Source organism: Marinobacterium lacunae, from assembly GCF_000705555.1.
Taxonomy (GTDB): domain Bacteria; phylum Pseudomonadota; class Gammaproteobacteria; order Pseudomonadales; family Balneatricaceae; genus Marinobacterium_D; species Marinobacterium_D lacunae.
Map to the genome: position 1 here is coordinate 194,247 of NZ_JMQN01000057.1, position 23,557 is coordinate 217,803.

At 56.2% G+C, this 23,557-nt stretch carries 24 protein-coding genes; 16 read left to right on the plus strand and 8 right to left on the minus strand.

The genetic code is table 11. The features are described from left to right. The first annotated feature begins 11 nt into the window (after positions 1–11). Positions 12–833: a tryptophan synthase subunit alpha gene (gene trpA, locus ADIMK_RS18990; protein ID WP_036191349.1), complete on the plus strand. Its 822-nt coding sequence runs from the start codon at positions 12–14 to the stop codon at positions 831–833. A 361-nt stretch (positions 834–1,194) separates the two neighbouring features. On the opposite strand, the gene ADIMK_RS18995 is transcribed toward trpA, so the two are convergent. Further along, positions 1,195–1,542, minus strand: a complete 348-nt coding sequence (locus tag ADIMK_RS18995; protein WP_036191352.1) for an FKBP-type peptidyl-prolyl cis-trans isomerase — start codon at positions 1,540–1,542, stop codon at positions 1,195–1,197. Between the two features lie 161 nt (positions 1,543–1,703). On the opposite strand from ADIMK_RS18995, the gene ADIMK_RS19000 reads away from it, so the two are divergent. After that, a complete protein-coding gene (locus ADIMK_RS19000; RefSeq protein WP_051693123.1) occupies positions 1,704–2,123 on the plus strand; it encodes a rhodanese-like domain-containing protein in 420 nt (139 codons plus the stop codon). Between the two features lie 15 nt (positions 2,124–2,138). Further along, the gene (locus ADIMK_RS19005; protein ID WP_051693124.1) at positions 2,139–2,468 is read left to right on the plus strand and encodes a DUF2384 domain-containing protein; all 330 of its coding nucleotides are present in this window, start codon (positions 2,139–2,141) and stop codon (positions 2,466–2,468) included. A 16-nt stretch (positions 2,469–2,484) separates the two neighbouring features. Here ADIMK_RS19005 and ADIMK_RS22370 read toward each other — a convergent pair whose 3' ends face one another. From ADIMK_RS22370 to ADIMK_RS19025, 5 genes are all read right to left on the minus strand, one after another. Continuing rightward, on the minus strand, positions 2,485–2,709 hold the full coding sequence (locus ADIMK_RS22370; RefSeq protein WP_156043011.1) for an RraA family protein: 225 nt from the start codon (positions 2,707–2,709) through the stop codon (positions 2,485–2,487). A 156-nt stretch (positions 2,710–2,865) separates the two neighbouring features. Further along, entirely contained in the window at positions 2,866–3,477 is a 612-nt protein-coding gene (gene leuD / locus ADIMK_RS19010) for a 3-isopropylmalate dehydratase small subunit (protein WP_036191355.1), read from the minus strand. 4 nt (positions 3,478–3,481) lie between these two features. Beyond that, positions 3,482–4,894 (minus strand): 3-isopropylmalate dehydratase large subunit, encoded by a 1,413-nt coding sequence (leuC, locus tag ADIMK_RS19015; protein WP_036191358.1) that lies wholly within the window; start codon positions 4,892–4,894, stop codon positions 3,482–3,484. Between the two features lie 71 nt (positions 4,895–4,965). Beyond that, on the minus strand, positions 4,966–6,471 hold the full coding sequence (locus ADIMK_RS19020; RefSeq protein WP_081849871.1) for an SLC13 family permease: 1,506 nt from the start codon (positions 6,469–6,471) through the stop codon (positions 4,966–4,968). A 171-nt stretch (positions 6,472–6,642) separates the two neighbouring features. Further along, entirely contained in the window at positions 6,643–7,518 is an 876-nt protein-coding gene (locus ADIMK_RS19025; RefSeq protein WP_036191361.1) for an alpha/beta fold hydrolase, read from the minus strand. A gap of 147 nt (positions 7,519–7,665) precedes the next feature. Here ADIMK_RS19025 and ADIMK_RS19030 point away from each other — a divergent pair, with 147 nt between their 5' ends. Further along, positions 7,666–8,589 (plus strand): LysR substrate-binding domain-containing protein, encoded by a 924-nt coding sequence (locus tag ADIMK_RS19030; RefSeq protein WP_036191364.1) that lies wholly within the window; start codon positions 7,666–7,668, stop codon positions 8,587–8,589. Between the two features lie 232 nt (positions 8,590–8,821). Here ADIMK_RS19030 and ADIMK_RS19035 read toward each other — a convergent pair whose 3' ends face one another. Continuing rightward, complete coding sequence (locus ADIMK_RS19035; RefSeq protein WP_036191367.1) at positions 8,822–9,730, minus strand: LysR family transcriptional regulator; 909 nt, start codon at positions 9,728–9,730, stop codon at positions 8,822–8,824. Between the two features lie 147 nt (positions 9,731–9,877). Here ADIMK_RS19035 and mdcA point away from each other — a divergent pair, with 147 nt between their 5' ends. From mdcA to madM, 9 genes are all read left to right on the plus strand, one after another. Continuing rightward, entirely contained in the window at positions 9,878–11,539 is a 1,662-nt protein-coding gene (gene mdcA / locus ADIMK_RS19040; RefSeq protein ID WP_036191370.1) for a malonate decarboxylase subunit alpha, read from the plus strand. 3 nt (positions 11,540–11,542) lie between these two features. After that, complete coding sequence (locus ADIMK_RS19045; protein WP_036191373.1) at positions 11,543–12,415, plus strand: triphosphoribosyl-dephospho-CoA synthase; 873 nt, start codon at positions 11,543–11,545, stop codon at positions 12,413–12,415. Between the two features lie 14 nt (positions 12,416–12,429). Beyond that, complete coding sequence (gene mdcC, locus ADIMK_RS19050) at positions 12,430–12,741, plus strand: malonate decarboxylase acyl carrier protein (RefSeq protein WP_036191376.1); 312 nt, start codon at positions 12,430–12,432, stop codon at positions 12,739–12,741. After that, positions 12,738–13,604: a biotin-independent malonate decarboxylase subunit beta gene (locus tag ADIMK_RS19055; RefSeq protein ID WP_036191379.1), complete on the plus strand. Its 867-nt coding sequence runs from the start codon at positions 12,738–12,740 to the stop codon at positions 13,602–13,604. The genes mdcC and ADIMK_RS19055 overlap by 4 nt, the downstream gene beginning before the upstream one ends. Further along, on the plus strand, positions 13,601–14,422 hold the full coding sequence (gene mdcE, locus ADIMK_RS19060; protein WP_036191383.1) for a biotin-independent malonate decarboxylase subunit gamma: 822 nt from the start codon (positions 13,601–13,603) through the stop codon (positions 14,420–14,422). Before ADIMK_RS19055 ends, mdcE begins: the two co-directional genes overlap by 4 nt. Beyond that, positions 14,422–15,069 carry a malonate decarboxylase holo-ACP synthase gene (locus ADIMK_RS19065; RefSeq protein ID WP_051693125.1) on the plus strand — a complete coding sequence of 216 codons (648 nt, stop codon included), beginning with the start codon at positions 14,422–14,424 and terminating at the stop codon, positions 15,067–15,069. The genes mdcE and ADIMK_RS19065 overlap by 1 nt, the downstream gene beginning before the upstream one ends. After that, the gene (gene mdcH, locus ADIMK_RS19070) at positions 15,063–15,956 is read left to right on the plus strand and encodes a malonate decarboxylase subunit epsilon (protein WP_036191389.1); all 894 of its coding nucleotides are present in this window, start codon (positions 15,063–15,065) and stop codon (positions 15,954–15,956) included. Before ADIMK_RS19065 ends, mdcH begins: the two co-directional genes overlap by 7 nt. Before the next feature lie 150 nt (positions 15,957–16,106). Further along, positions 16,107–16,508: a malonate transporter subunit MadL gene (gene madL, locus ADIMK_RS19075; RefSeq protein ID WP_036191392.1), complete on the plus strand. Its 402-nt coding sequence runs from the start codon at positions 16,107–16,109 to the stop codon at positions 16,506–16,508. Positions 16,509–16,517: 9 nt separating this feature from the next. After that, the gene (gene madM, locus ADIMK_RS19080; RefSeq protein WP_036191394.1) at positions 16,518–17,282 is read left to right on the plus strand and encodes a malonate transporter subunit MadM; all 765 of its coding nucleotides are present in this window, start codon (positions 16,518–16,520) and stop codon (positions 17,280–17,282) included. 682 nt (positions 17,283–17,964) lie between these two features. On the opposite strand, the gene ADIMK_RS19090 is transcribed toward madM, so the two are convergent. Further along, complete coding sequence (locus ADIMK_RS19090; RefSeq protein ID WP_036191399.1) at positions 17,965–18,708, minus strand: GntR family transcriptional regulator; 744 nt, start codon at positions 18,706–18,708, stop codon at positions 17,965–17,967. 152 nt (positions 18,709–18,860) lie between these two features. Between ADIMK_RS19090 and ADIMK_RS19095 the strand changes: the two genes are divergently transcribed. From ADIMK_RS19095 to pcaB, 3 genes are read left to right on the plus strand one after another with little or no spacing between them, the layout of a single operon-like run. Beyond that, the gene (locus ADIMK_RS19095; protein WP_036191402.1) at positions 18,861–19,847 is read left to right on the plus strand and encodes a TAXI family TRAP transporter solute-binding subunit; all 987 of its coding nucleotides are present in this window, start codon (positions 18,861–18,863) and stop codon (positions 19,845–19,847) included. A gap of 13 nt (positions 19,848–19,860) precedes the next feature. Continuing rightward, the gene (locus tag ADIMK_RS19100; RefSeq protein WP_081849872.1) at positions 19,861–21,999 is read left to right on the plus strand and encodes a TRAP transporter permease; all 2,139 of its coding nucleotides are present in this window, start codon (positions 19,861–19,863) and stop codon (positions 21,997–21,999) included. Further along, positions 21,996–23,333, plus strand: a complete 1,338-nt coding sequence (gene pcaB, locus ADIMK_RS19105; protein ID WP_036191405.1) for a 3-carboxy-cis,cis-muconate cycloisomerase — start codon at positions 21,996–21,998, stop codon at positions 23,331–23,333. The genes ADIMK_RS19100 and pcaB overlap by 4 nt, the downstream gene beginning before the upstream one ends. Positions 23,334–23,557 lie beyond the last annotated feature (224 nt).

A 23,557-nucleotide genomic window follows, 5' to 3' on the forward strand; every position in this document is an offset into this window, starting at 1 on the left:
GAATAGTAACGATGAGTGCTAATCAGACCCGTATCGAGCGCCGCTTTGCCGACCTGAAAGCGGCCAACCGTGCCGGCCTCGTCACCTTTATCAGTGCCGGTGACCCGGATTACGAAAACAGCCTCAACACCCTTCTGGCCCTGCCGGAAGCCGGTGCGGATGTCATCGAACTGGGTATGCCGTTCACCGACCCGATGGCGGACGGCCCCTCAATCCAGAAATCGTCCCTGCGTGCGCTGACCGCCGGTCATAACATGCACAAGACGCTGGCAATGGTCCGCGCCCTGCGCGAGCGCGACAACGACACCCCCGTGGTACTGATGGGTTACTACAACCCGATCTACTGCATGGGCGTTGAAACGTTTCTTAAGCAGGCCTCTGAAGCCGGTGTCGATGGCCTGATCGTGGTTGACCTGCCGCCTGAGCATGATGACGAACTCTGCCTGCCGGCACGTGAGTACAACATCAACTTCATTCGTCTGGCGACACCGACCACCGACGCCAAGCGCCTGCCGCTGGTACTGCAGAACACCTCCGGTTTTCTGTATTACGTCTCCAGCACCGGTGTAACCGGCGCGGCTGCACCAACACCTGAAAAGGTGGAAGCGGAAGTCAACGCGATTCGCGGACACACCGACATCCCCATCGGGGTAGGCTTCGGTATCCGTACGCCTGAACAGGCCGAACGCATTGGCCAGTTCGCCGATGCCGTAGTGGTCGGCTCAGCCCTGACCGATTGCATCGAGAAAGCGGCAACACCGGCTGAAGGCACCCAAGCGGTTGCCGACCTCACCCGCTCGCTGGCCGAGGCAGTGCGAAAAGCCCGCCAGTAACAAGGTTGGAAAGACGCACAAAAAAAGCAGCCATTGGCTGCTTTTTTTGTGCGGGGAACGCGTATCTATTAGCAAAACGTGAACAGGCGCTCTGAATGAGCGCCTGTTTTTCATCTCTGCGGCATTGGCGGCAGCGGGATGGGCTCCTGTGGCCAATCAGCAGTGATTTGATCATCACATTCAGCAGCATTGAAATTCCACATAGCAAACCTCCTAAGTTAAAGTCCGGCGTTCAAGCCATGTAGGAGTAGTGTGCATCGGCACACACATCATGAAAAATCAATATCCGCTATATTATGTATAAGCTATACCTTATAGCTGACTGATATACAGGCCTCTCTGCCCTCTTTCCGGGTGCAATTTACTCCCGATTCAGCGCGTCCAGCAGTTCAATTTCAAATATCAGATTCGAATGTGGCGGAATCTTTTCGCCAAAGCCGCGCTCACCATACCCCATATCCGACGGCACCCGCAGTTTCCGCTTGCCACCCACCTTCATACCGATAAGGCCCTCAACCCAAGCGGCGATCACTTTCTTGCGGCTGAGTACCGTCTGAAACGGCTCACCCCTGTCGTAGGAAGAGTCAAACTCGGTTCCATCTTCCAGATAGCCGCGGTAGTGAGCCGTGATCAGGGCACCGCCCTTTTTAACTTCGGTACCCGTGCCTTCAACCAGATCTTCAACTACCAGTTGTGCGAACTCAGTCATCGGTTTTCCTATGCGTATCAATAGCCTTTAGATCGGGGTATTCAATAACGGCAGGTTCACGATATCAACGATATCGTTATGCCTTACACGATTGATCGCCAACATTAGGGTGTTCTGATATATATAAAGTAATAGCCGAATGCTGAAGACAGGATCGAACGATGAAAAAACAACTGATTGCTCTGATAACCCTCCTGCCCGCCCTGCTCATGAGTCTGGTAGCTCAGGCTGGCCCGCGAGAGGATACAGGCTGGGAAAAGATTGCCAACGGCGCGCTGCTAGTGGATGTACGTACCGAACAGGAGTACGCCAGCGGCCACCTAGATGGTGCGCTACTGATCCCCTACCAGCAGATCGTCGAGCAGTTTGCAGCCCGTGACATCCCCAAAGATCAGCCAGTCGTGCTCTACTGCCGCAGCGGCAACCGCGCCGGTATAGCAGAAGCCGCATTGCGCGAGGCGGGGTATACCCAACTGTTCAACGCTGGGGGGTTCGAAGCGCTTGCGCAAAGCAAACCCACCGATCTGTCCATCAAAAAGGAAACGGCCTGCACACAAAACACCGATAGTACTGACTGCTGAGAGGAGGTTAAACCTATGAGCTCAGGGCTGACCGATGTACTGCATGTACTCATCCAGTGGCAGTGCACACCCAATCAGGCGCTCGCGATCCTGAAGCTGGACCCTGACCAGCCATTTCCAGCAGTCTTCAACGAGGAACAGTGTGAGCGCGTGACCTTTGTACTCAATATTCACTCGGGCCTCAGCACACTCTTCGACGACCCTGAGGATGTATACGGTTACATGTCCAGCCCTCACGACGATCCGTATTACGAAGGTAAATCCCCTCTGGAGCTGATCACTACGGGGGATTTAACCGTGTTCGAACGTGTCTGCTGGCATATAGATGCGATGAGGGTGCTCTGACTACGGCAAAAATATGTCAGTCTATGACACCTATCGATGCCAGCCGATTTATTATATGGGACATTACTAACACATCTCCTGGTCGTGCCATCTGCAAGGCTTTGAGTATGATCAGGTTGTCACCGGGACGAGTACGTACCGTTAGGGCGGTTCCACACATCGGAGTAAAGCCATGATAGGGCTTTACTCCCAGCGCACTGACATTACGTCCAAGGCAGTCACTGATAATTGCGCTTGGCATCGAACTGAACTTGCCCAGCCAGTCGTTAGGTATTTGCTCAGCGAGTGGCAGAATCGAGAAGCCGGTTGGCCAGTCATCAACTGTATTCACGTTTAACACATTATCACCTCTCCGGCAGATTGAGGCCGGTATTGTTATTGGGAACGTTAAGCGTAACTACCGTTGTAACCACGGATTGTCGCGCCAATGCTGTTGCTGAAACTGCCGGATCAGCTCCGCACGTTCCAGGGTACTGTCGATAGCATCCAGCCCTTTCACTAACGACGCTTTGCGCAGTGAGTCGATCTCAAATCTCAGGCTCTCGCCATCCGCCAGACTGATGGTCTGCTGTGGTAGGTCGATCACGATTTTATTGCGTTCCGGGTTAGAGATTGTTTCGCCCAGACGCTCGAGCTGATGGCTCTCCAGTTGGATGAGCAACACCCCGTTGCGCTGGCAGTTATCGTAAAAAATGCCCGCGAAGGAGGTACCCACCAGCGCACGTATCCCCAACTGCTGAAGCCCCCAGACAGCATGTTCCCGACTTGATCCACAGCCAAAGTTGGGACCGACCACCAGAAAACTCACGTCGCCCCAAGCCGGCTGATTGAGGATAAATTGGGGATTTGGCGTACCATCCTCGAGGAAGCGCTGATCAAAAAAGGTGCCTCGCGCCAGTCCATTCCGGTCGATCCCCTTCAGGAACTGCTTGGGCATGATCACATCGGTATCGATGTTGGCAGCCAGCAAAGGCGCTGCCGTGCCAGACACGCGGTTAAACGGTTGCATATCCTCACACTCCTTTACGAATATCGGTCAGATGTCCGGCCAGCGCCGCGGCGGCGACCATGGCGGGGCTCATCAGATGGGTACGTGCTCCGGCCCCCTGACGCCCCTCGAAGTTTCGGTTGGTGCTTGAAGCGCAGCGGTCACCGGGTTTGAGTACGTCGTCATTCATCGCCAGACACATGGAGCATCCCGACTGACGCCATTCAAAACCGGCCTGAATGAAGATCTCCGCCAGCCCTTCCACTTCCGCCTGTGCGCGCACCTCGGTCGACCCCGGTACGATCATCGCCCGCACACCCGGCGCAACACGGCCACCCTTAACCACTGCGGCAACGGCCCTGAGGTCTTCGATACGCGCGTTGGTGCACGAGCCGATAAAAGCGTGGGTGATCGCAACCCCCTTAATGGGCTGCCCGGCGGTAAGACCCATGTAGCTGAGCGCGCGTTGCGCATCACGGCGCATGGTGGGAATCTCCAACAGCTCCGGATCGGGTATCAGGTCGTCGATTGTCACGGATTGATCAGGGCTCGTACCCCAGGTCACCATCGGGCGGATCTCGGACGCCTTCAGTTCAACCGTCCGATCAAACCTGGCCCCATCATCGCTTTTAAGCTCGCCCCACTTGTCAACCGCCTGTTGCCACACATCACCTTTCGGCGCCATTGGCTTATCTGCCAAGTAGTCAAAGACTTTTCTGTCCGGTGCCATATACGCTCCACGTGCACCCGCTTCGACGGCCATATTGCAGATGGTCATACGCGCTTCGACACTGAGCGCATCGATGGTTGAACCGCAGAACTCAATCACGAACCCTGTCGCACCCGACGCACCGATTTCACGTATCAGGGCCATGATGATGTCCTTCGACTCAACTCCTAGACCCAGTGCACCCTCAACACGGACACGCATCGTTTTAAGTCGCTTATAGACGAGTGTCTGAGTGGCCAGCAGGTGTTCAATCTCAGACGTGCCGATACCAAAACCAAACGCGCCCAGGGCACCGTAGGTGGTGGTGTGGCTATCGCCCGCCGCCACCACCATGCCCGGCAGGATGAACCCCTGTTCCGGGGCGACCACATGCTCGATACCCTGACGGCTATCCATAATGTCAAAAAGCTCAAGTCCGAAGTCCTGGCAGTTCTGACGCAGATAGGCTACCTGACGCGCCCCCCCCTCATCAGGCATGACCTCAATCCGGTTTGGAGCCGTTGGGTTTACGTGATCGACAACGGCCAAATGAGCCGCCGGATTCCACACCTTACGCCCGGCATCCCGCAGGCCACTGAATGCCTGGGGGCTGGTATATTCATTCAGCACCTGCCGATCGATGTAGAGCAGTACGTGCCCCTCATCATCAAGCGTGCAGATGGTGTGTGAGTCGATATGTTTGTCGTAGAGCGTTCGTGGGTTTTGCATAGTCATTCATCTCATGTTTTAAACCTTCGCCAGCCACGCCCAGTGCCGGCCGGGCGCAGCGGGCATAGGGTTTAGAAAAGAACGTCGGCCAGCAGATACATGGCGGTTAATGTGATGCAGATGGCGATCAGGTTGAGCCACATACCCGCTTTGATCATGTCTTTCAGTTGAAGCTGGTCGTAGGAGAAAACAATCGCATTGGGCGGGGTCGCAACAGGCATCATGAACGCCATCGACGCCCCCACAGCAACCGGCACCACGAGGAAGCGAGGGTCAATACCAAGCCCTACAGCTACCGCACCCAGAATCGGCAGAAAGGTTGCCGTGGAGGCGGTGTTCGATGTGACTTCAGTCAGGTAAACAATTGAGACGATGACCACCAAAATTAGCACCCACTGATTAACACTGACACTGCTGACGGTGCTTCCGATCCACTCGGCCAGCCCAGTGCTGCCAAACGCCGCCGCCAGCGCCAGACCACCGCCGAACAGTAGCAGCACGCCCCAGGGAACATTGCGGGTATCTTTCCACTCCAGCACGAACTTTCCCGGTTTGCCGGATACCGGCCAGGCAAAGAGTGCCAATGCCGCCACCAGCGCAATGGTGGTGTCGTTGATCGCCAGCCCGGTCAGGCTCGCGATGGGCTGGCGGAAAATCCATCCCAGTGCGGCACATACAAATACGGTCGCCACCGCCTTTTCCGCTTTCTCCATCCGGCCCAGCCCGGCCAACTCATCCCGGACAATCTGGCCCACATCACCGATGCGCAGCTCATCAGAGGGAAACACCACTTTCGTAAGCAGAAGCCAGCACAGCGGCAGCATCACAGCGACAATGGGCATTCCAAACGCCATCCAGGTGACAAAATCAATATTGATGCCGTAGGTCGCCGACAAAAAGCTAGCGAGCAATGCGTTTGGCGGGGTGCCGATCAATGTGCCAATGCCGCCGATGGTCGCGCTGTAGGCGATACACAGCATCAGGGCGACACCGAAGTTGCGTACCATCTTTTGATTGGTTGTCTTGCGGGCAACGAAGTCGATTACCGAGAGACCCACTGCGTACATCATGATGGTGGCCGCGGTGTTGGATATCCACATGGAGAGGAACGCTGTGGCCAGCATAAATCCGCCGATCACGCGACTCGGAGTGGTACCGGCAACAGAGATGATGCGCAAGGCGATTCTGCGGTGCAGGCCCCACCGCTGCATGGCCGCCGCCAACAGGAAACCGCCCAAGAACATGAAGATGAGCGGGTGGCCATAACTGGCCGCTACACCTTTCATGCCACCAACGCCCAGTAGCGGCATCATTGGTATGGGCAGCAGCGAGGTGGCGGCAATCGGTATCGCCTCAGACAGCCACCAGACCACCATCCACGCCAGCAGCGCAACCAGTCTCCAGGCCTCTACTTTCATTCCATCTGGTGCGGGGCAGAACAGCAGCACAAGCGCTAACAGTGGGCCCGCCACCAGCGCAGCAATACGGAAATAGCTCCAGTCGGATACCGAGTTATCAATATGATCTCCGGCCACTTGCCCGGTAAGGGCGTTCTCGTTCAACGATGCTGTTTTCATGTTATCGAAACCGTTTTTTTAATTGTTTGGATGACGAAATCGAGGGTGTTACCTGTTTTTAGGCAAAAGCTTCCCTGTCTGTGCACGGCACGCCGTCACAGTTGCCTAGGGTGTGAAACAAGCAGGGGTTACGTCATGGCCGGCGGGTATCCCTCCTCCGGCCATTGGGTTTTAGGTCAGGAAAGCGAGCGTCTCTTGTATCAGACGCTCTGGCATCTCCTCGGCTATGTAGTGTCCGCAGGGCAGCGGTTTTCCCTGAACATCCGACGCCACAGGATGCCAGAGACTCATCGGGTCGAAACAGCGCCCGACCGCACCCTCTTCTCCCCACATCACCAGCAGAGGCGTGTCGAGTTTTGTCCCGCTTCGCAGATCCTCCCGGTCGTGTTCCAGATCGATGCCAGCGGCGGCTCGATAGTCTTCACAGATCGCCATGGCGGTGCCCGGCAGGCGTAGACAACGCAGGTATTCAGCCAGTGCTTCTGCTGTAAACGGTGCCATCCCGGCACTGCGCGCACCCATCACACTTTGGATGTAGAGTTCGGGATCAGACTGAATCAGTGATTCAGGAAACGGAGCGGGTCTAATCAGGAAAAACCAATGCCAGTAGGCTCTGGCAAAGGCTTCAGTGGTGTTCTCATACATCCCCAGTGTCGGGGCAATATCGAGGAACACCATGCGTTTGACAGACGCGGCGTGATCCACCCCCAGCCGGTGCGCGACCCGGGCACCACGATCATGGGCCAGCAGCGAAAACTGCTCAAAGCCGATCACCTTCATCAGCTCGGCCATGTCCGCCGCCATCTCACGTTTGGAATACTCCAGATGATCCGCTGACGGAAGCGGTTTCTCGCTATCGCCATACCCCCGCAAGTCGGCTGCTACAACGGTGAAATGGCGCGCCAGCTCATCCGCTACCTTATGCCACATCACGTGCGTTTGAGGGTGCCCATGAAGCAACAGCAAACCGGGACCCTGACCACCGATACGGTAGTTGATCATGACGCCATTCACGCGCGACTGTTGCTGACTGAAGTGTTCAAACATGTGCATCTGCTCCCGAGTGAATGTCCAGATGTATTAGGACGACCTTTCGTTCTCTTTATTCTGGTTGTGTCGAGCCGCCTACCCTTAGGTCAGTAAGCATTAAAATTCATGGTATAGTTCACGCATTCACGAATAAACACAGCAATCATGAGCCAAGAAAACACGTATCGTAAACAATCACCCCTTCCCGATGATCTCCGTGTATTTCTAACGGTGGTCCGCAAGCATAGCTTCGTCGCAGCCGCCGAGGAGTTGGGGCAATCACCCGCCTACATTAGCAAGCGCATCCAGATACTTGAGTCCTCCCTACACACCCGTTTACTGCACAGAACAACTAGAAGCCTGGCGTTAACCGAAGACGGTGAGCGCGCTCATCGATGGGCCTTGCAGATACTCAGTGATCTGGATGGATTGATGGATGACCTCTCACAGGCTCATCACACTCCGCGAGGTCTATTACATGTGTGCAGCAGCTTTGGTTTTGGACGCAATCAGGTTGCTCCGGCGCTGTCACTGCTAGCTGAGCAGTACCCCGAGTTGGAGATACGCCTGGATGTTTATGACAGGGCGGTGGATATCATCAGTGAGGGATTTGATCTTGAGATTCGCGTGGGTGACGATCTGCCCGAGCAACATATATGTAAGCAGCTTGCCAGCAATCGCCGCGTACTCTGCGCCTCTCCCGAGTATCTGGAGCGTAGAGGCACACCGACTACACTTCGCGATCTCGAACAGCATAGCTGCCTAGTGCTGAAGGAACGCAACACATCCTTCGGTATCTGGAACCTCTCTCCCTTAGACGGAAAGGCAACTGCGGTGAAAGTACAGGGCGCGCTTTCATCCAACAACGGCGAGATCGTGCTGCAATGGGCCTTGGATGGATGCGGAATTGTATTGCGCTCAATGTGGGATGTTAAAAAGCACCTAGAACAGGGCCGGCTGGTTCAGATACTTCCTAACTATTCGCAAAGCGCCAATGTATGGGCAGTTTACCCCACACGTCTTTCCCATTCGGCAAAGCTGCGCGTATGCGTAGAGTTTTTAACTAAGTATTTTAAGAGATTAGAATAATTTGTTCTTCCGGCCCCGGAACTTCTCTTTGCGTGTTTGGCGGCGCTTGTTACTGAACTCGCTATCGCCACATGTGAGTTGTTGATCCTTCTCTGCGTCCTTGATCATGTGCAGCGCGCATCGTCGCATTTACCGGACTTGATCACATCGCCCCTACCCACTTTGTATATGAACTCCTACAGTGAGATATTAATCCTCCTGACCTTATACCCGTATTACTCAGATAAAGACGTTAAAGCTCTCTTGAGTAGGTACGACATTCGGCAATGCAAGCAAGGATTCGTGGATCACGCTCGCGATTTGCCAGACACACCATTGAGATGTTCTGACGTATATCTCCCATCCCTTTCAATGGCAGCAGGCGAATCTTATTCTCAAATACTGCTTCAACACGGCGCGGCAGCAACGCAAAGCCGACACCGGCGCTGACCATACTGATCAACGAGAAAATATCGCTAACCTCCATGACCACGTTCGGCTCAAACCCCGCACGGTCAAACGCTCGGTAGCTGTCCCTGAAGGTGGCAAAGCCTTTCTTTAGTGTAACGAAGGTCTGCTCACGGAAGTCCGATAGGTCCAAGGGGCTGGCATCGCTGAGATCGGAGTCGGCAGGCACCGCCAACAGCACCTCATCATTGAACAGTGGCAGGCAGGTGAAGTCATCGTCACGGAACCCTGGCTCCAAAGAGACCAATATCGCATCCAGCTCCACCGATTTGAGTTTGCGAAACAGCACCTCATTGGAATCAAGTGTCAGCTCGATATTTAGATCACCTTTGCGCAGTTTCATCCCGGCAATCAATCTCGGTACCGTATTCAGTGTCAGTGAATAGAGCGCCCCAAGCTTGAATTTATTGGAGTAGATACCGGCCGTTTCGCGCGTCACTTTGACCGCATCATCCAGCGAAGCGACGATGCTCAGCACTCTTTCTTCAAGCACCAATGCGCTCGGCAGCGGTACTAATAGCCGCCCCTCCTGGCGAAAAAGAGCACACTTAAGCCCCTCCTCCAACGAGTGGATTGCACGGTGAACACTGACCGTGCTCATGCCCAGATCCTCCGCCGTATCGGCCAGTGTTCCGGCCTTCATAAAAGCCAGAAATATCTCAAGCTTCTTTAACGTAAACGTGTCGTCGAGCACATTTTTATCCTTCTTAGTGTTTGGGCTGATCTGTTCATAACAATCATTACTCTCAGGGTAATGATCCGTCAATGAACTTAATTGAAGGACCTCTCAAGCCCTTTTAAGGTGGATAACAACAATAACAATGCAAGCTGAGGATATCCCATGAACGCTCCCGCGGAACCCTCGATCAACTGGCAGAAACGCCGCCAGGACAAGCAGAGCCGCATGGCCAGCCTCGAAGGAATAGCCGACGGTCCGATCATCCCCACCGACTCCATTCAGGCTGCGCTTGAGCGCCTGTTGAGGTCCGGTGACAAGGTGGTTCTCGAAGGCAACAACCAGAAACAGGCAGACTTTCTCTCCCGTTCTCTGGGTGCCCTGAATCCGGACGTGATCAACAACCTACATATGGTAATGCCAAGCGTGGGCCGCCCCGAACACCTGGATCTGTTCGAGAACGGCATCGCTCGAAAACTGGATTTCTCCTTCTCTGGTCCACAGAGCCTGCGAATCGGCCAGCTTATGGAAGATGGTCTGCTTGAGGTGGGCGCGATTCACACCTATATCGAGCTCTACGCCCGTCTGTTCGTTGACCTCAATCCCAAGGTTGCTCTGCTAGCAGGTTTTAAAGCGGACCGTGAAGGCAACATCTATACCGGGCCGAGCACAGAAGACACCCCGGTGCTGGCCGAAGCCGCCGCCTTCCGCGACGGTATCGTTGTATTCCAGGTCAATGAAATCGTCGATGATGTATCCGACCTGCCCCGCGTCGATATTCCCGCCTCCTGGGTCGATTACATCGTCGAGGCTGACCAGCCGTTCTTTATCGAGCCGCTGTTCACCCGCGACCCGCGCCTGATCACCGATGTGCATGTGTTGATGGGGATGATGGCAATCCGCGGTATCTATGAGCGCCACCAGGTGCAGTCGCTTAACCACGGTATAGGCTTCAACACCGCGGCCATCGAACTGCTGCTGCCGACCTACGGTGAATCGCTCGGCCTCAAGGGCAAGATCTGCCGCCACTGGGCATTGAACCCGCATCCGACACTGATCCCGGCCATCGAAAGCGGCTGGGTGGAAAGCGTGCACTGCTTCGGTACCGAACTGGGTATGGAGAACTACGTGGCTGCACGCCCGGATGTGTTCTTCACTGGCAAGGATGGTTCGCTGCGCTCCAACCGAGCTTTCTGCCAGCTTGCAGGCCAGTACGCAGTAGACATGTTTATCGGCTCCACCTTGCAGGTGGATGGCGATGGCAACTCCTCTACCGTCACCCGCGGTCGACTCGCCGGCTTCGGTGGTGCTCCCAACATGGGTCACGACTGCGGCGGTCGTCGCCACTCGTCGCCAGCCTGGCTCGACATGAAGCCGGACGACTCTTTGCTCAGCAAGGGTCGCAAGCTGGTGGTGCAGATGGTCGAAACCTTCCAGGACAGTGCCAAACCGACACTGGTCGAAGAGCTGGATGCCCTGGCCATGGCTCGTGATTACCAGATGCCGCTGGCCCCGGTGATGATCTACGCCAGCGATGTAACCCATGTCCTGACCGAAGAAGGGATCGCCTACCTCTATAAGGCCCAGTCGCTGGAACAGCGTCGCGCCATGATCGCCGCCGTAGCCGGTGTGACTCCAATCGGCCTGAACCGCGATCCGGCCGTTACCGCCCAGCTGCGCGCCGAAGGGCTGGTGGCCTATCCAGAAGACCTGGGGATCCGCCGCAGCGACGCCAGGCGCGACCTACTGGCCGCTCGCAGTATCGGTGACCTGGAACGCTGGTCCGGTGGACTCTATGAGCCGCCCGCCAAATTCAGGAGCTGGTAAGCCATGAGCACCATAGAGAAGCGCTATAACTACGCTCCTACAGCCTGGTCATCCCATGCGGCCTATCTTGGTGAGCTGGCGACCTGGGCACTGGAGCAGGAAGCCAGACTCAGTCCGAAACCGGCGCTGGTCGACAGCCGCGGTGACGGGGCACACAGCGATATGAACCTGGCACTGATGCTCAGCTCCGCCCGCTGTCTGGAGCCCTGGTTCGCCCGTATGGCGGAAGCCGCGCTGACGATAAGCTCCGATGCAGAACTACGTGAGTGCATCGGACGCCTGGGCCGGGAAGCCGAAGCCGAAATGCTGTCCGTCACCGACGGCATTAACACTCACCGCGGCGCCATCTGGGCACTGGGCCTGATCGTTACCGCCGCCGCCACAGTCGGTGACAGCGAAGCGGATCTCTTCAATCGCACCGCACAGCTGGCCCGTCTGCCCGACCCATCGGCTCCAGCGGCAAAGACGGTAAGCAACGGCGAAAAGGTAGCCCGCGAGTTTCGCCTGCCCGGCGCCCGCGAACAGGCGCAACAGGGCTTTCCACACCTGCACCAGATGAGCCTGCCAACCCTGCGCAAAAGCCGTGCAAACGGCGACGTGGAGTCGGTAGCCCAGCTCAACGCACTACTCTCGATCATGACCGCCCTGACTGATACCTGCGTACTTTCCAGGGCAGGACTTGCCGGGCTGTCTGCGATGCAACAAGGCGCTGCTGCGGTGCTGAAAGCAGGTGGTTGCGGCAGCTTCGCCGGTCGTCGCGCGCTGGCACAGCTGGAATCTCAGCTGTTGAGCCTCAACGCCTCCGCGGGCGGAGCCGCCGATCTGCTGGCCGCCACCTTGCTGGTGGACCGCCTCTTTCCCGACGCCATCCGATAACAAGGAGAACAATGATGGAAACCCTGCACTTTACACGCCCAGCCCGCGCAGCCGAGATCCAGCCAGCGCTAGTCGGCTATGTGGGCTCTGGCGATCTCGAAGTGATGATCGAGCCTCTCCAAGGCTCTCAGACCGAGATCCATATCCAGACCTCATCACCGGGCAGCGAGATCCGCTGGCGCCAGGTGATCGAACAGATTGAGGCACGCATCTCCCTGCCCGCTATGCGCATGGACATTCACGATTTTGCCGCTACGCCCGGCGTCATTCGGCTGCGTATCGAACAGGCGATCGAACTGGCATCAGCGGTGGAGGCTTCGGCATGACTGAACTAACGAATACCGCACTGAATCGGACCGAGCAGCTTGGGTTTATTGACCTGAGCGCCCGCAAACGTATCGAGTCGCTGCTGGATAGCGGCAGCATGCGTGAGCTGCTCACACCCTTCGACCGTCTCACCTCACCCTGGCTCGAAAAGCAGGGCATCGTGCCGCAGTTTGACGACGGCGTGGTTATCGCCCGCGGCAAGCTGGACGATAAACCGGTCGTCGCTGCCGCGATCGAAGGTGGCTTTCAGGGCGGTAGCTTGGGCGAAGTGGGCGGCGCCAAAATCGCCGGGATACTGGAGCTGGCGATTGAAGAAAACCGCAAGGGCAACCCCACTGCCGCGGTGTTGATGCTGGAAACCGGCGGTGTGCGCCTGCAGGAAGCCAATCTGGGCCTGGCCGCCATCGCCGAGATCCAGTCCGCCATCGTCGAACTGCGTCAATACCAGCCAGTCATCGCCGTGGTCACAGGTCCCGTGGGCTGCTTCGGCGGCATGTCGATCACCGCCGGGTTGTGCAGCTATCTGATCATCACCCGCGAAGGCCGCTTGGGCCTGAACGGCCCTCAGGTCATTGAGCAAGAAGCAGGCGTCGAGGAGTATGACTCCCGTGACCGCGGTCTGATCTGGGGCCTGACCGGCGGCATCCAGCGCTTTGCAACCGGCTTGGTCGATGCCTTTGTCGATGACGATGTCAGTGCACTCTCCACCTGCGTTCGTGACTGTCTGGCCGCAGGCGTACCGACCCTGCACCGAAGCGACGATATAGCCGCACCATTGAAGCGCCTGCAGCAGTTTGATACCCGCGAACAGATCGACGCTCAACGCGCCCGCTTCACACTGACACAGGGGAAAACAGCATGACAGCACAGAGCAAACCCATCAGTAAGCGTGGTGGCCATTGGTTCGACGGGCTGACCGCTGGCATGGTTACCCAACAGGCCGCCGTGCCCTCCCTGCGGATTGCCGATGGTGAGGTGGCTGGACACGCCTGTCGCGTGCTGCTGGTTCAGCCGGACCCCGACAGCCACTTCCCCCGCGCATCCCGCGGTGAAGTCGGACTGCTTGAAGGTTACGGGCTGGCTGCTGCTATTGATGACGCCATCAAAACCGATGCGCACAACCCGCAAAAACGTGCCCTTATCGCTATCGTGGATGTCCCCAGCCAGGCCTATGGTCGTCGTGAAGAGGCATTGGGTCTCCATCAAGCACTAGCCGCCGCGGTCAGCGCCTATGCCCGGGCAAGACTTGCTGGCCATCCAGTGATTTCCCTGTTGGTTGGCAAAGCGATGTCCGGAGCTTTCCTCGCGCACGGCTATCAGGCCAACCGTATCTTTGCATTAGCCGACAGCGGCGTGCAGGTTCATGCCATGGGCAAAGCTGCAGCCGCGCGCGTGACTCTGCGTACCGAAGAAGAGCTAGACAAATTGGCCGCCGATATCCCGCCCATGGCCTATGACCTGGAAAGCTATGCGTCGCTCGGGCTGCTGGAACCTCTGGTCGAGGTAGAATCTGCCGAGTCGCCTAGCACCAACGATCTCGACAAGGTCCGTTCAGTGCTGGTAGATGCGCTCAACGATATTCAGCCCGGCGATACCGGTCTCGAGCGTCGTCTCAACGGCGTTAACCGCGGGGCATCCCGCCTGGTGCGCGAACAGCTGCGCACTCAGTGGGAGGCATGATGAATTGCCGTGCGCACGACCTCATCTGGATAGACCGCGGGCAACTGCGCGCGCCTGTTCCCGGTACCGAACTACCAGACTGGGTGGTAAACGGTAGCGGACCAGTGGTCGTGCGCAGGGCTCCCGTCGAATCTGGATGGATACCGGTCGGCGTGCGCGGTGAAAGCAAGGCTCAGCGTCAACCCGCTTTCGCCCCACTGAAGGCTGTCAGCAAGCATCTCGATCCCTACACGCTCACCGCTACCAAGCCCTGGCTGGCACACTGTGAACGCAACAGGCATCCGGTGTTGATTGCGCTCTGCAAGCTGGCTCCGTTGCTGAACACCCTGCCGCTGCGCTGGGGCGTTACCGGCAGCCTTGGCTACGAGTTTGCCACCGGCGAACGTCAGCTTCGGCCCGAAAGCGATCTTGATCTGGTTATCGATGCTACGGCCCCTATCTGCCGAGAGCAGGCCGCAGAACTCATAGACTTGTTCGGAACTGCGAGCTGTCGTGTCGATATCCAGCTGGACACACCTATGGGTGCCATAGCCTTGGCGGAATGGGCCGGTTCTTCAGAGCAGGTTCTGCAAAAGACCGATACTGGACCGCGTCTGACAAAAACGCCCTGGGCCGGTGAAAAGGATGAAGGAGTTAAGCCATGCTGACCGCTTTCACCTTCCCCGGCCAGGGGGCGCAGCGTGCTGGAATGTTAGCGCAGCTTCCACGCACTGAAGTCGCTGAAGCGAGGGTCCACGAAGCAGAAAAGGTGCTAGGACAGGCCGTTCGCACACTCGACACCGCTGAGGCGTTGACAGATACCCGCAACGTGCAACTGTCGCTGCTGATCAGCGGCGTAATCTGGGGCGAACATTTTCAACAGCAGTCCGGTAAACCGGACTTTGTACTCGGCCTGTCGATCGGCGCATATCCCGCAGCGGTCGTCGCTGGAATACTGGAATTCAGTGATGCACTGCAACTGGTGGCGCTTCGTGGACAGTTGATGCAGCAGGCTTACCCCAGTGGCTATGGCATGCTGGCCCTGATCGGTGCTTCCCGCTACGCGATCGAAACCGTTGTAGATGCACAAAGGGCACAGGGCCGGGACGTGTTTCTCGCCAACCTCAATGCGGAACAGCAGTTTGTCCTGGCCGGTGAGCGCAGCGCCCTACGGGAATCGGTAGAGCTACTGAAGGCCAGCGTCCCCTGTGCCGGACAGATGCTGGATGTGCCCGTTCCCTCCCATTGCGAACTGTTGAGTGAACAGGCCGAAATTCTCGCAGGGGCGTTTGCAGAGGTTGAGATACGCAGTTCCAACTGCCGCTATGTCAGCGCTACCCGCGCACGCGTATTGCACAAACAGGAGGATATACGGCGAGACCTGGCGCAAAACATGTCTTTGCAGATGCACTGGCATGACAGCTGCCAGATGCTGGTAGAACGCGGCTTAGAACGGGTTATCGAAATGCCGCCGGGCAACTCCCTGACCGGACTGTTCCGGCGGGTACTACCGAGTGGGATCTGCAAGGCACTGCAGTCAGATATACAAACCTGACCTTATTCATTTAACTCGAATGACAACATACTAGAGCGAAGGAGCAATAATAAACCACTGAAATTAATGCCTTTGTACCCTTTAAAATCAAAAGATCGTACACGCGCTACAACCAGGAACAATACGAATAAATAATCTGGAGAACCCATTATGATCATCTACGGAGTCACACTTCTGGCAGTGTGCACGCTGACCGGCATCACCGCTGGCAAAATCCTCGGCACTCTGATCGGCGTACCCGCCAACGTCGGAGGGGTCGGCATCGCTATGATCCTGCTGATCCTCGCAGGCAGCTACCTCAACAAGCGCGGTCTGATCGACGTAAAGACCGAACAAGGCGTCGAATTCTGGAGCGCAATCTATATTCCCGTTGTAGTCGCCATGGCGGCTAAACAGAACGTAATGGGCGCACTGACCGGCGGACCGATGGCGATCACCGCGGGTATAACTGCTGTCATATGCGGCTTTGCACTGGTTCCGATGTTGGCTCGCATCGGTCAGGACAAAGCGGAAGAAACCGAAAAAACCGCCTCTCAGGCAACCAGCGCTTAAGGTGACAGCATGTACGATTCACTACTCCACGTTACTGACAAATATAATCTGGTCACTGCTTTCGCCTTTATTGGCGTCACCATGTGGTTCTCCTACTGGCTCTCCGGGCGTTTTACCAAGGGCCGCATTCATGGCTCAGCGATAGCGATTCTCCTGGGTCTGATCATGGCCTACTTTAGCGGCGTCTTTACCGGGGGCCAGAAAGGTCTGGTCGATATTCCGCTGCTGTCGGGGATTGGACTGCTGGGCGGCTCAATGCTGCGTGACTTCGCCATCGTCGCCACCGGCTTCGGGGTAAATATCGAAGAGCTGAAACGGGCCGGTATAAGCGGGGTCATAGCTCTGGCGATGGGGATATTCTCCTCCTTTTTTGCCGGCGTCGCCGTCGCCATGGCGTTTGGTTATACCGATGCAGTGAGCCTGACCACCATCGGTGCAGGCGCCGTGACCTACATCGTCGGCCCGGTCACCGGTGCAGCGCTGGGCGCTAGCTCAGAGGTAATGGCTCTTTCCATCGCTGCAGGCTTGGTAAAGTCGATCCTGGTTATGATCGCCACACCGTTTGTCGCACCGATGATTGGCCTGAATTCCCCACGAACCGCTGTTATCTTCGGCGGGCTGATGGGCACCTCAAGCGGTGTCGCTGCAGGCCTGGCCGCCACCGATCCAAAACTGGTCCCCTACGGCTGTCTGACTGCCGCGTTCTATACTGCACTGGGCTGCCTGCTTGGCCCGTCACTCCTATTTATAATAATGCGCGCTATCGCAGGCTAAACACTGAAAACACAGATTTCTTTTGGCACTTTCCTCACCCGTTAGCGGGTGGGGATTTTTTGCGTCGCCCAAAGCCCTGATTGTTCTCCAATTCACCCACACGTCGAGCCACGCGCTAAACATATTCACACAATGGATAACGCTGTTCCTCAAAACGGAACATGGCCTGCTCAGGTGGAAGTTTATCCAGCAAATCAGACAGCAGCACCGTATCGTCCAACGCTACTGCCCTCCCGCCCCCTTAAAGGGAGTCGATGCATGGGCCGCATCTCCGATTAGCAGTACACGTACTCGATGCCCGGCTAACGGCAAACGTATTTCCTCTACGCCTGTAAATAACACCTCTGACTCAGACTCTGGCTATCAGAAAATGGGCCGGGCGGGCCTTGAAATTCTGCGAAGCGCTCTTGTATCACCTCTGGCCACTTTTCGGTCGGACAGTACGCGCCTTCAGGCTCTGCCAATGTGCCAAGGAGATAGAAAACCGCACATTGGTACGGCACACCTAATGTCCGCAGAGGGCCATTTCCTGCGAATCTGCTTGGCGCACAATGCGGAAGTTAGCGAGGCTTGCTGCTGATTACTGCTATCGACCCATAGCTGCCGCTGGCGAGAGCTGCCCCTTTTTATTGGTTCGATTATCTCGAAAGTGGGAACGCTGCCATGAGGGGTATAACTTCATTCAACGTTTCAAACGCATTTGGTATTCAAACAGGCTTGAAGGGAATATGGTTTCGGTCGCTTCGAAAATGATACCTTCGGTGTTGATGAACTTTCGGCGCAACCTAAGCGATGCCTGCCCGGGTTCGACCTGAAGCTTTTCTGCAATGGTATCTGGCAGCAAGATAGCAGCAATCGACTGCTGAACCTCCGCAGTCTGTTTCCCGAAACGCTGTTCCAACAATCCGATCACCGAGCTTGTTACCTGAGACAGTTCAGCCTGTATCGGCATAAACATTTCATGCACCCATACATCCAGTGTACAAAGCGGACGCTCCTCGGTTTCACCGGGTGGTGTGCTGTAACGTACGCCGTTTATCTCAAGCAGGTGCTGGCCAAAGGCAAAGCCGGTTTTCTCGGCGATCTCACTGTCCGCCATGACTTCAGCAGACTGTTCGATCACCACATGAACCTGTTCTGCATGCTCCAGCAGCTCATCAATAGTCGACCAGGCACTGCGAAAAACCGAGGGGCGCGTATTAATCACGACGCTGCCACGTCCCTGTTGCCGCTCTATCAGCCCTTTCTCTTCCAGTAATTTCAACGCGCCCCGGGCCGTAAATCGGCTAATGCCATGCTCCTTACAAAGGGTGGCCTCTGTTGGCAGCAGAGTACCTGGGGCAAAACGTCCCTCTGTGATCTGCGTCTCCAGTTCCTGTGCAATTTCAATGTAACGGCTCTTACGGGTATTCAAGGCACTTCCCATTGATGGTGATTCTCCTGTTGTTCTGATGCTAACCGAATCGAGCCTTAACAGGATAGCAAAATTTGTCTGGACAAATAATTTTTCTGCACCTAAATTTGTCCGTACAAGTTGGCATACACTTGTACGACGATAACAATAATGGGAGACAACCGATGAGACTTCGTATCAAAGCAATCGCTACGCTAGCCACTACCGCGCTACTTGCTGTCGCATGTTCTGCGAATGCCGAAGATAGAACAGGCTGGCCGACCAGCATCAAAATTGGGACGGCGTCCCAAGGTGGCACCTACTTCATCTACGGAAGCGGTGTTGCCAAATTGATCCAGGAAAAACTCTCTATTCCGTCCAGTGCCGAGGTATCGGGTGGACCAATTCAGAATCTGGCCCTGGTCGATGCCGGCCGACTCAATCTTGCCCTGACAAGCACAGGTCCCGCGCAGCAGAGTGTTGAAGGGCGTAATCCCCTCGTACCAGGTTCCAAGATTGAAAACGTGCGGGCGCTCTTCCCGATGTACCAGTCCGCATTCCAGATCGCCGTACTGAAGAGTTCCGGTATTACGAACCTTCATGCACTTAACGGTCAGTCCATGGGCGTGGGCCCGAAAGCTGGTACAACGGCCAGTTACTTGCCGTCGATCCTGTCCGACATTGGCATTGAGATAGAACCTCGTTTCGGTGGTGCGGGGGATCAGGCCGGACAGTTGCAGGACGGCATGATCAGGTCACTTGGCTTGGCAGCCGGTATTCCGGTCACCGCGTTCACCCAGATCGAAGCGCAGAATGAGATCACTCCATTGGGCTTTACCGATGACGAAATCGAAAAACTCACCAAGATCTACCCTTCACTGTCGCCTCTTGTGATTAAGGAGGGCGTCTATAAGAGCCAGAAAGGTGATCTGAAGACTGTCTCCATGTGGAACTTTGTTGTCGCCAGCAAAGATATGCCCGATGACCTGGCTTACGCGATTACCAAAGCGGTGCTCGAAAGCAATGACGAGATGAAACAGGTTCACCGCGCGGCAGCTGAATCGTTAGCAGAAAACGTGACTTATAACGCCGTGCTTCCGCTTCATCCTGGTGCAGTTCGTTACTACAAGGAAATCGGCATCGAACTTCCGTCAAACGTAATACCGAACTGATCAGGTGTTCGTGATGAAAACATCTTCAAATAATCCCCCGGTCCAGCATGGCCATGGTTCTGAGGCATTTGAGTCCAACGTGGATGCTCAAGCTGATACCGCCAATGAGACCATGGGAGGCCCTCTGTTACTGGTCGCCGCAAGCGCCATCTACGTGCTGTTGCAGTTACTGGCTCTGAACCTCTACCCCATGGAGGCGTGGAGCCAGCGTATTCTGCATATGACCGGTGGCCTGGCACTGGGTGCACTGATCTTCGCAGGTGGTAGCTACCGCGTACACCAGGGTTCCAAATTGGGTACGATTGCGGGGGGTGCTGCATTGATTATCGCGGTAGCCGCCGGCGCCGCTTATGTCATGTTTGAACGCACCTTGATGGATCAGCCGGGGATGAATGCCTTTAGCTGGGCATTGACCCTGGCCACACTGATCACCATTCCGGCGACCTGGTTGGCGAGGCACGCTCAGGTTTGGCGGATGGCTGATATCGCCATGGCCGTATTGACGCTGGTCGTGGGCGCTTATCTGATCGAGTATCTGGATATGCTCCAGTTCCGCGGAGGTGCCTTCCCAACGACTAGCGATGCGGTCGTATCGGCGGTGGCCATAGCCCTATTGTTGGAGATCACTCGCCGCACCACCGGTATGGCGATGGTGGTAATTGCAGCCTGCTTTATCGTCTACGCCTTCGTCGGGCCCTGGATGCCGGGCATTCTGCGCCATGAAGGATATGATTTTGCTCGCCTGATCTCCTACCTGCTGACCGACAACGGTGTGTTGGGTCCCACTCTGGGCGTCTCGGCTACTTATCTGATCTTGTTCATCGTTTTCGCGGCCTTCCTCCAAGCCTCTGGGGCCGGTGACTACTTCGTCAAACTTGCCTTTGCGGTTGCTGGACACAAGCGGGGGGGGCCTGCCAAAGTGGCCGTACTGGCATCAGGTCTGATGGGCACGATCAACGGCTCGTCTGCTGGTAATGTGGTCTCTACTGGCGCGTTCACTATCCCGCTGATGAAAAAGGTGGGGTATAAGCCGACTGTTGCCGGTGCTATCGAGGCCGCCGCCTCTTCAGGTGGACAGATTCTGCCGCCAATCATGGGCGCCGGGGCGTTTATCATGGCGGATGTGACTGGGATTCCTTACACCGATATCGTCCTCGCGGCTGTCATACCCGGCATTCTGTACTTCCTGTCAGTTTACTTCATGGTCGACTTCGAGGCGTCGAAGAACGGCATGGAAGGGCTGAGCCGGGATCAGCTGCCGGATCGCGCGAAACTGATGCGTCAGCTCTACCTATTCTCGCCAATTTTGATCCTGATCGCTGGACTGGTGATGGGATACTCGGTGATTCGCGCCGGTACGCTCTCCGGCCTCTCGGTCATCGTTGTCAGCTGGCTCGGCGCTAACGCCATGGGCCCGAAGCGGATCTTTCATGCACTGGCGCTGGCCGGCAAGATGGCGGTACCACTGATTGCCGTCTGCGCCACGGCGGGGATCATCGTGGGTGTCATCAGTATCACCGGCGTTGGTTTGCGCTTCTCGGCTATTCTTCTGTCGGTTGCTGAGAGCAGCCAGCTACTGGCGCTACTGTTCGCCATGGTTATCTCCGTTGTATTGGGTATGGGAATGCCGACCACCGCGGCCTATGCCGTGGCTGCTGCGGTAATCGCTCCGGGCCTGACCCAGTTGGGTATAGAGCCGCTGATCGCACACTTCTTCGTATTCTTCTTCGCTGTGATGTCCGCGATTACACCACCGGTGGCTCTAGCCGCATTTGCCGGTGCGGCTATCTCCGGGGCCAACTCGATGCAAACGGGTGTGCAGGCATTCAAGATCGGCATCTCCGCTTTCCTAGTGCCGTTCATCTTCTGCTTTAACCCGGCTCTGCTGATGCAGGGCTCGCTGATCAAAATACTGTTGGCGGCTGTTACGGCAACCGTCGGAATTTATCTGCTCAGTGCGGCCGTGCAGGGCTGGTTCTTTACTCGCACCAATCTCCTCACGCGAGGACTGCTGTTCATGACGTCGATCCTGATGATTATGGGCGGTTGGGAAACCGACTTGGCCGGTGCCGTTATGACGCTCGGGCTGTTTATCTGGAAAAAAGACGGTGTTAGCCGCCAACGACTCTCTTGCAAGGTATTTTCAAAATGACTGCTTCCATCCTTGACTCCCGTATTTTCACGCCACTGTTTCACTCCGACACAATGCGTGAAGAATTCAATGATCACGCCAGAGTCCGTGCCTATATCGAGGTCGAGGCGGCACTGGCCCGAGCTCAGGCCAGAGTCGGGATGATCCCGACTGAAGCCGCTCAACGTATCAACAACGCGGCCAGCGAGATTCAGATAGATATGGAGCGCTTGGCACATGATACTGGCACCGTTGGATACCCCATTCTCGGCCTGGTGCGTCAATTAGCCAAAGCGGCAGGTAAAGACTCCGGTGGCTATGTCCACTGGGGTGCGACAACACAGGACATCATGGATACCGGCACCGTGCTTCAGGTTCGGGCAGGATTGGATCTGATAGAGCGGGATCTGCAGCGTGTTGCCTGTGCGCTCGAAACCCTGGCCAAAACCCACCGCAATACGGTTATGGCCGGGCGCACGCATATGCAACACGCACTGCCGGTAACCTTTGGCTACAAGGCGGCGGTATGGCTAGACTCGGTTCATAGAGCGCAAGAGCGCTTGCAGGAGCTGCGCCCGCGTGTATTGGTGGCGCAGCTCGGCGGCGCAGCGGGTACGTTGGCGTCGATGGGAGAGGGAGCGGAAAAGGTAACCGAACTTCTGGCTGAAGAGCTTGGCCTTCGTAGTCCATTGATCCCCTGGCATGCAACGCGCGATGCACTGGCCGAAGCGGGCTGTGCCCTGGCGTTGATGACGGGTAGTTTGGCCAAGATCGCCTTTGACGTCATGATTATGTCGATGACCGAGCTCGGCGAACTGGCCGAACCCTTCGTCAAGGATCGAGGGGCGTCGTCGACCATGCCGCAAAAGCGTAATCCCATTTCTTGTGAAGTGATACGCGGTTGTCACAAAGCTGTAAGCGAATCCGCACACATGCTCCTAGGCGCTCAGGAAGCGGATCTTGAGAGGGCGACCGGGCCTTGGCATACCGAGTGGATCGCGTTGCCGCAGTGCTTTGTACTTTCCCATTGCGCAATTTCTCAGGCTATCTTCCTGTTGGAAGGACTTGCGGTGTATCCGGAACGGATGCGAGACAACTTGAACCTCACCCGAGGTCTGATTGTGGCTGAATCGGCGATGATGGCATTGGCTCCTTATTTAGGTCGTCAGGTAGCTCATGATGTAGTGTATGAAGCTTGCCGCGAGGCGGAACACTCCAAGCTGACATTGTCGGATGTGCTAGCCGAGGATGGTCGTGTAACCGCGCACCTGTCCCGGGAGCAGATTACCCAAGTGCTCTCGCCTGAGAACTATTTGGGGTTGTCAACGTTTTATGTCGATCAAGTCTTAGGATAGTTTTCGGACTACAGTGGAAACTTTTGTCTATTCAAGGAACGGGCGCTAATAGAGCCCGTTTTTTACGATTTTGCCACGTCGCGGAGACCACTGTTTCGAAATATAGCCATCAGTAAACGCAGAGATTAACCGTGAGTAAGACCGTGTGTGGACTACGCCCGAAAAAGGGGAGACGCTCAGGCCGAAAACAGAAACCTCTCATAAGGCTTGCAGGATTGCTCCAC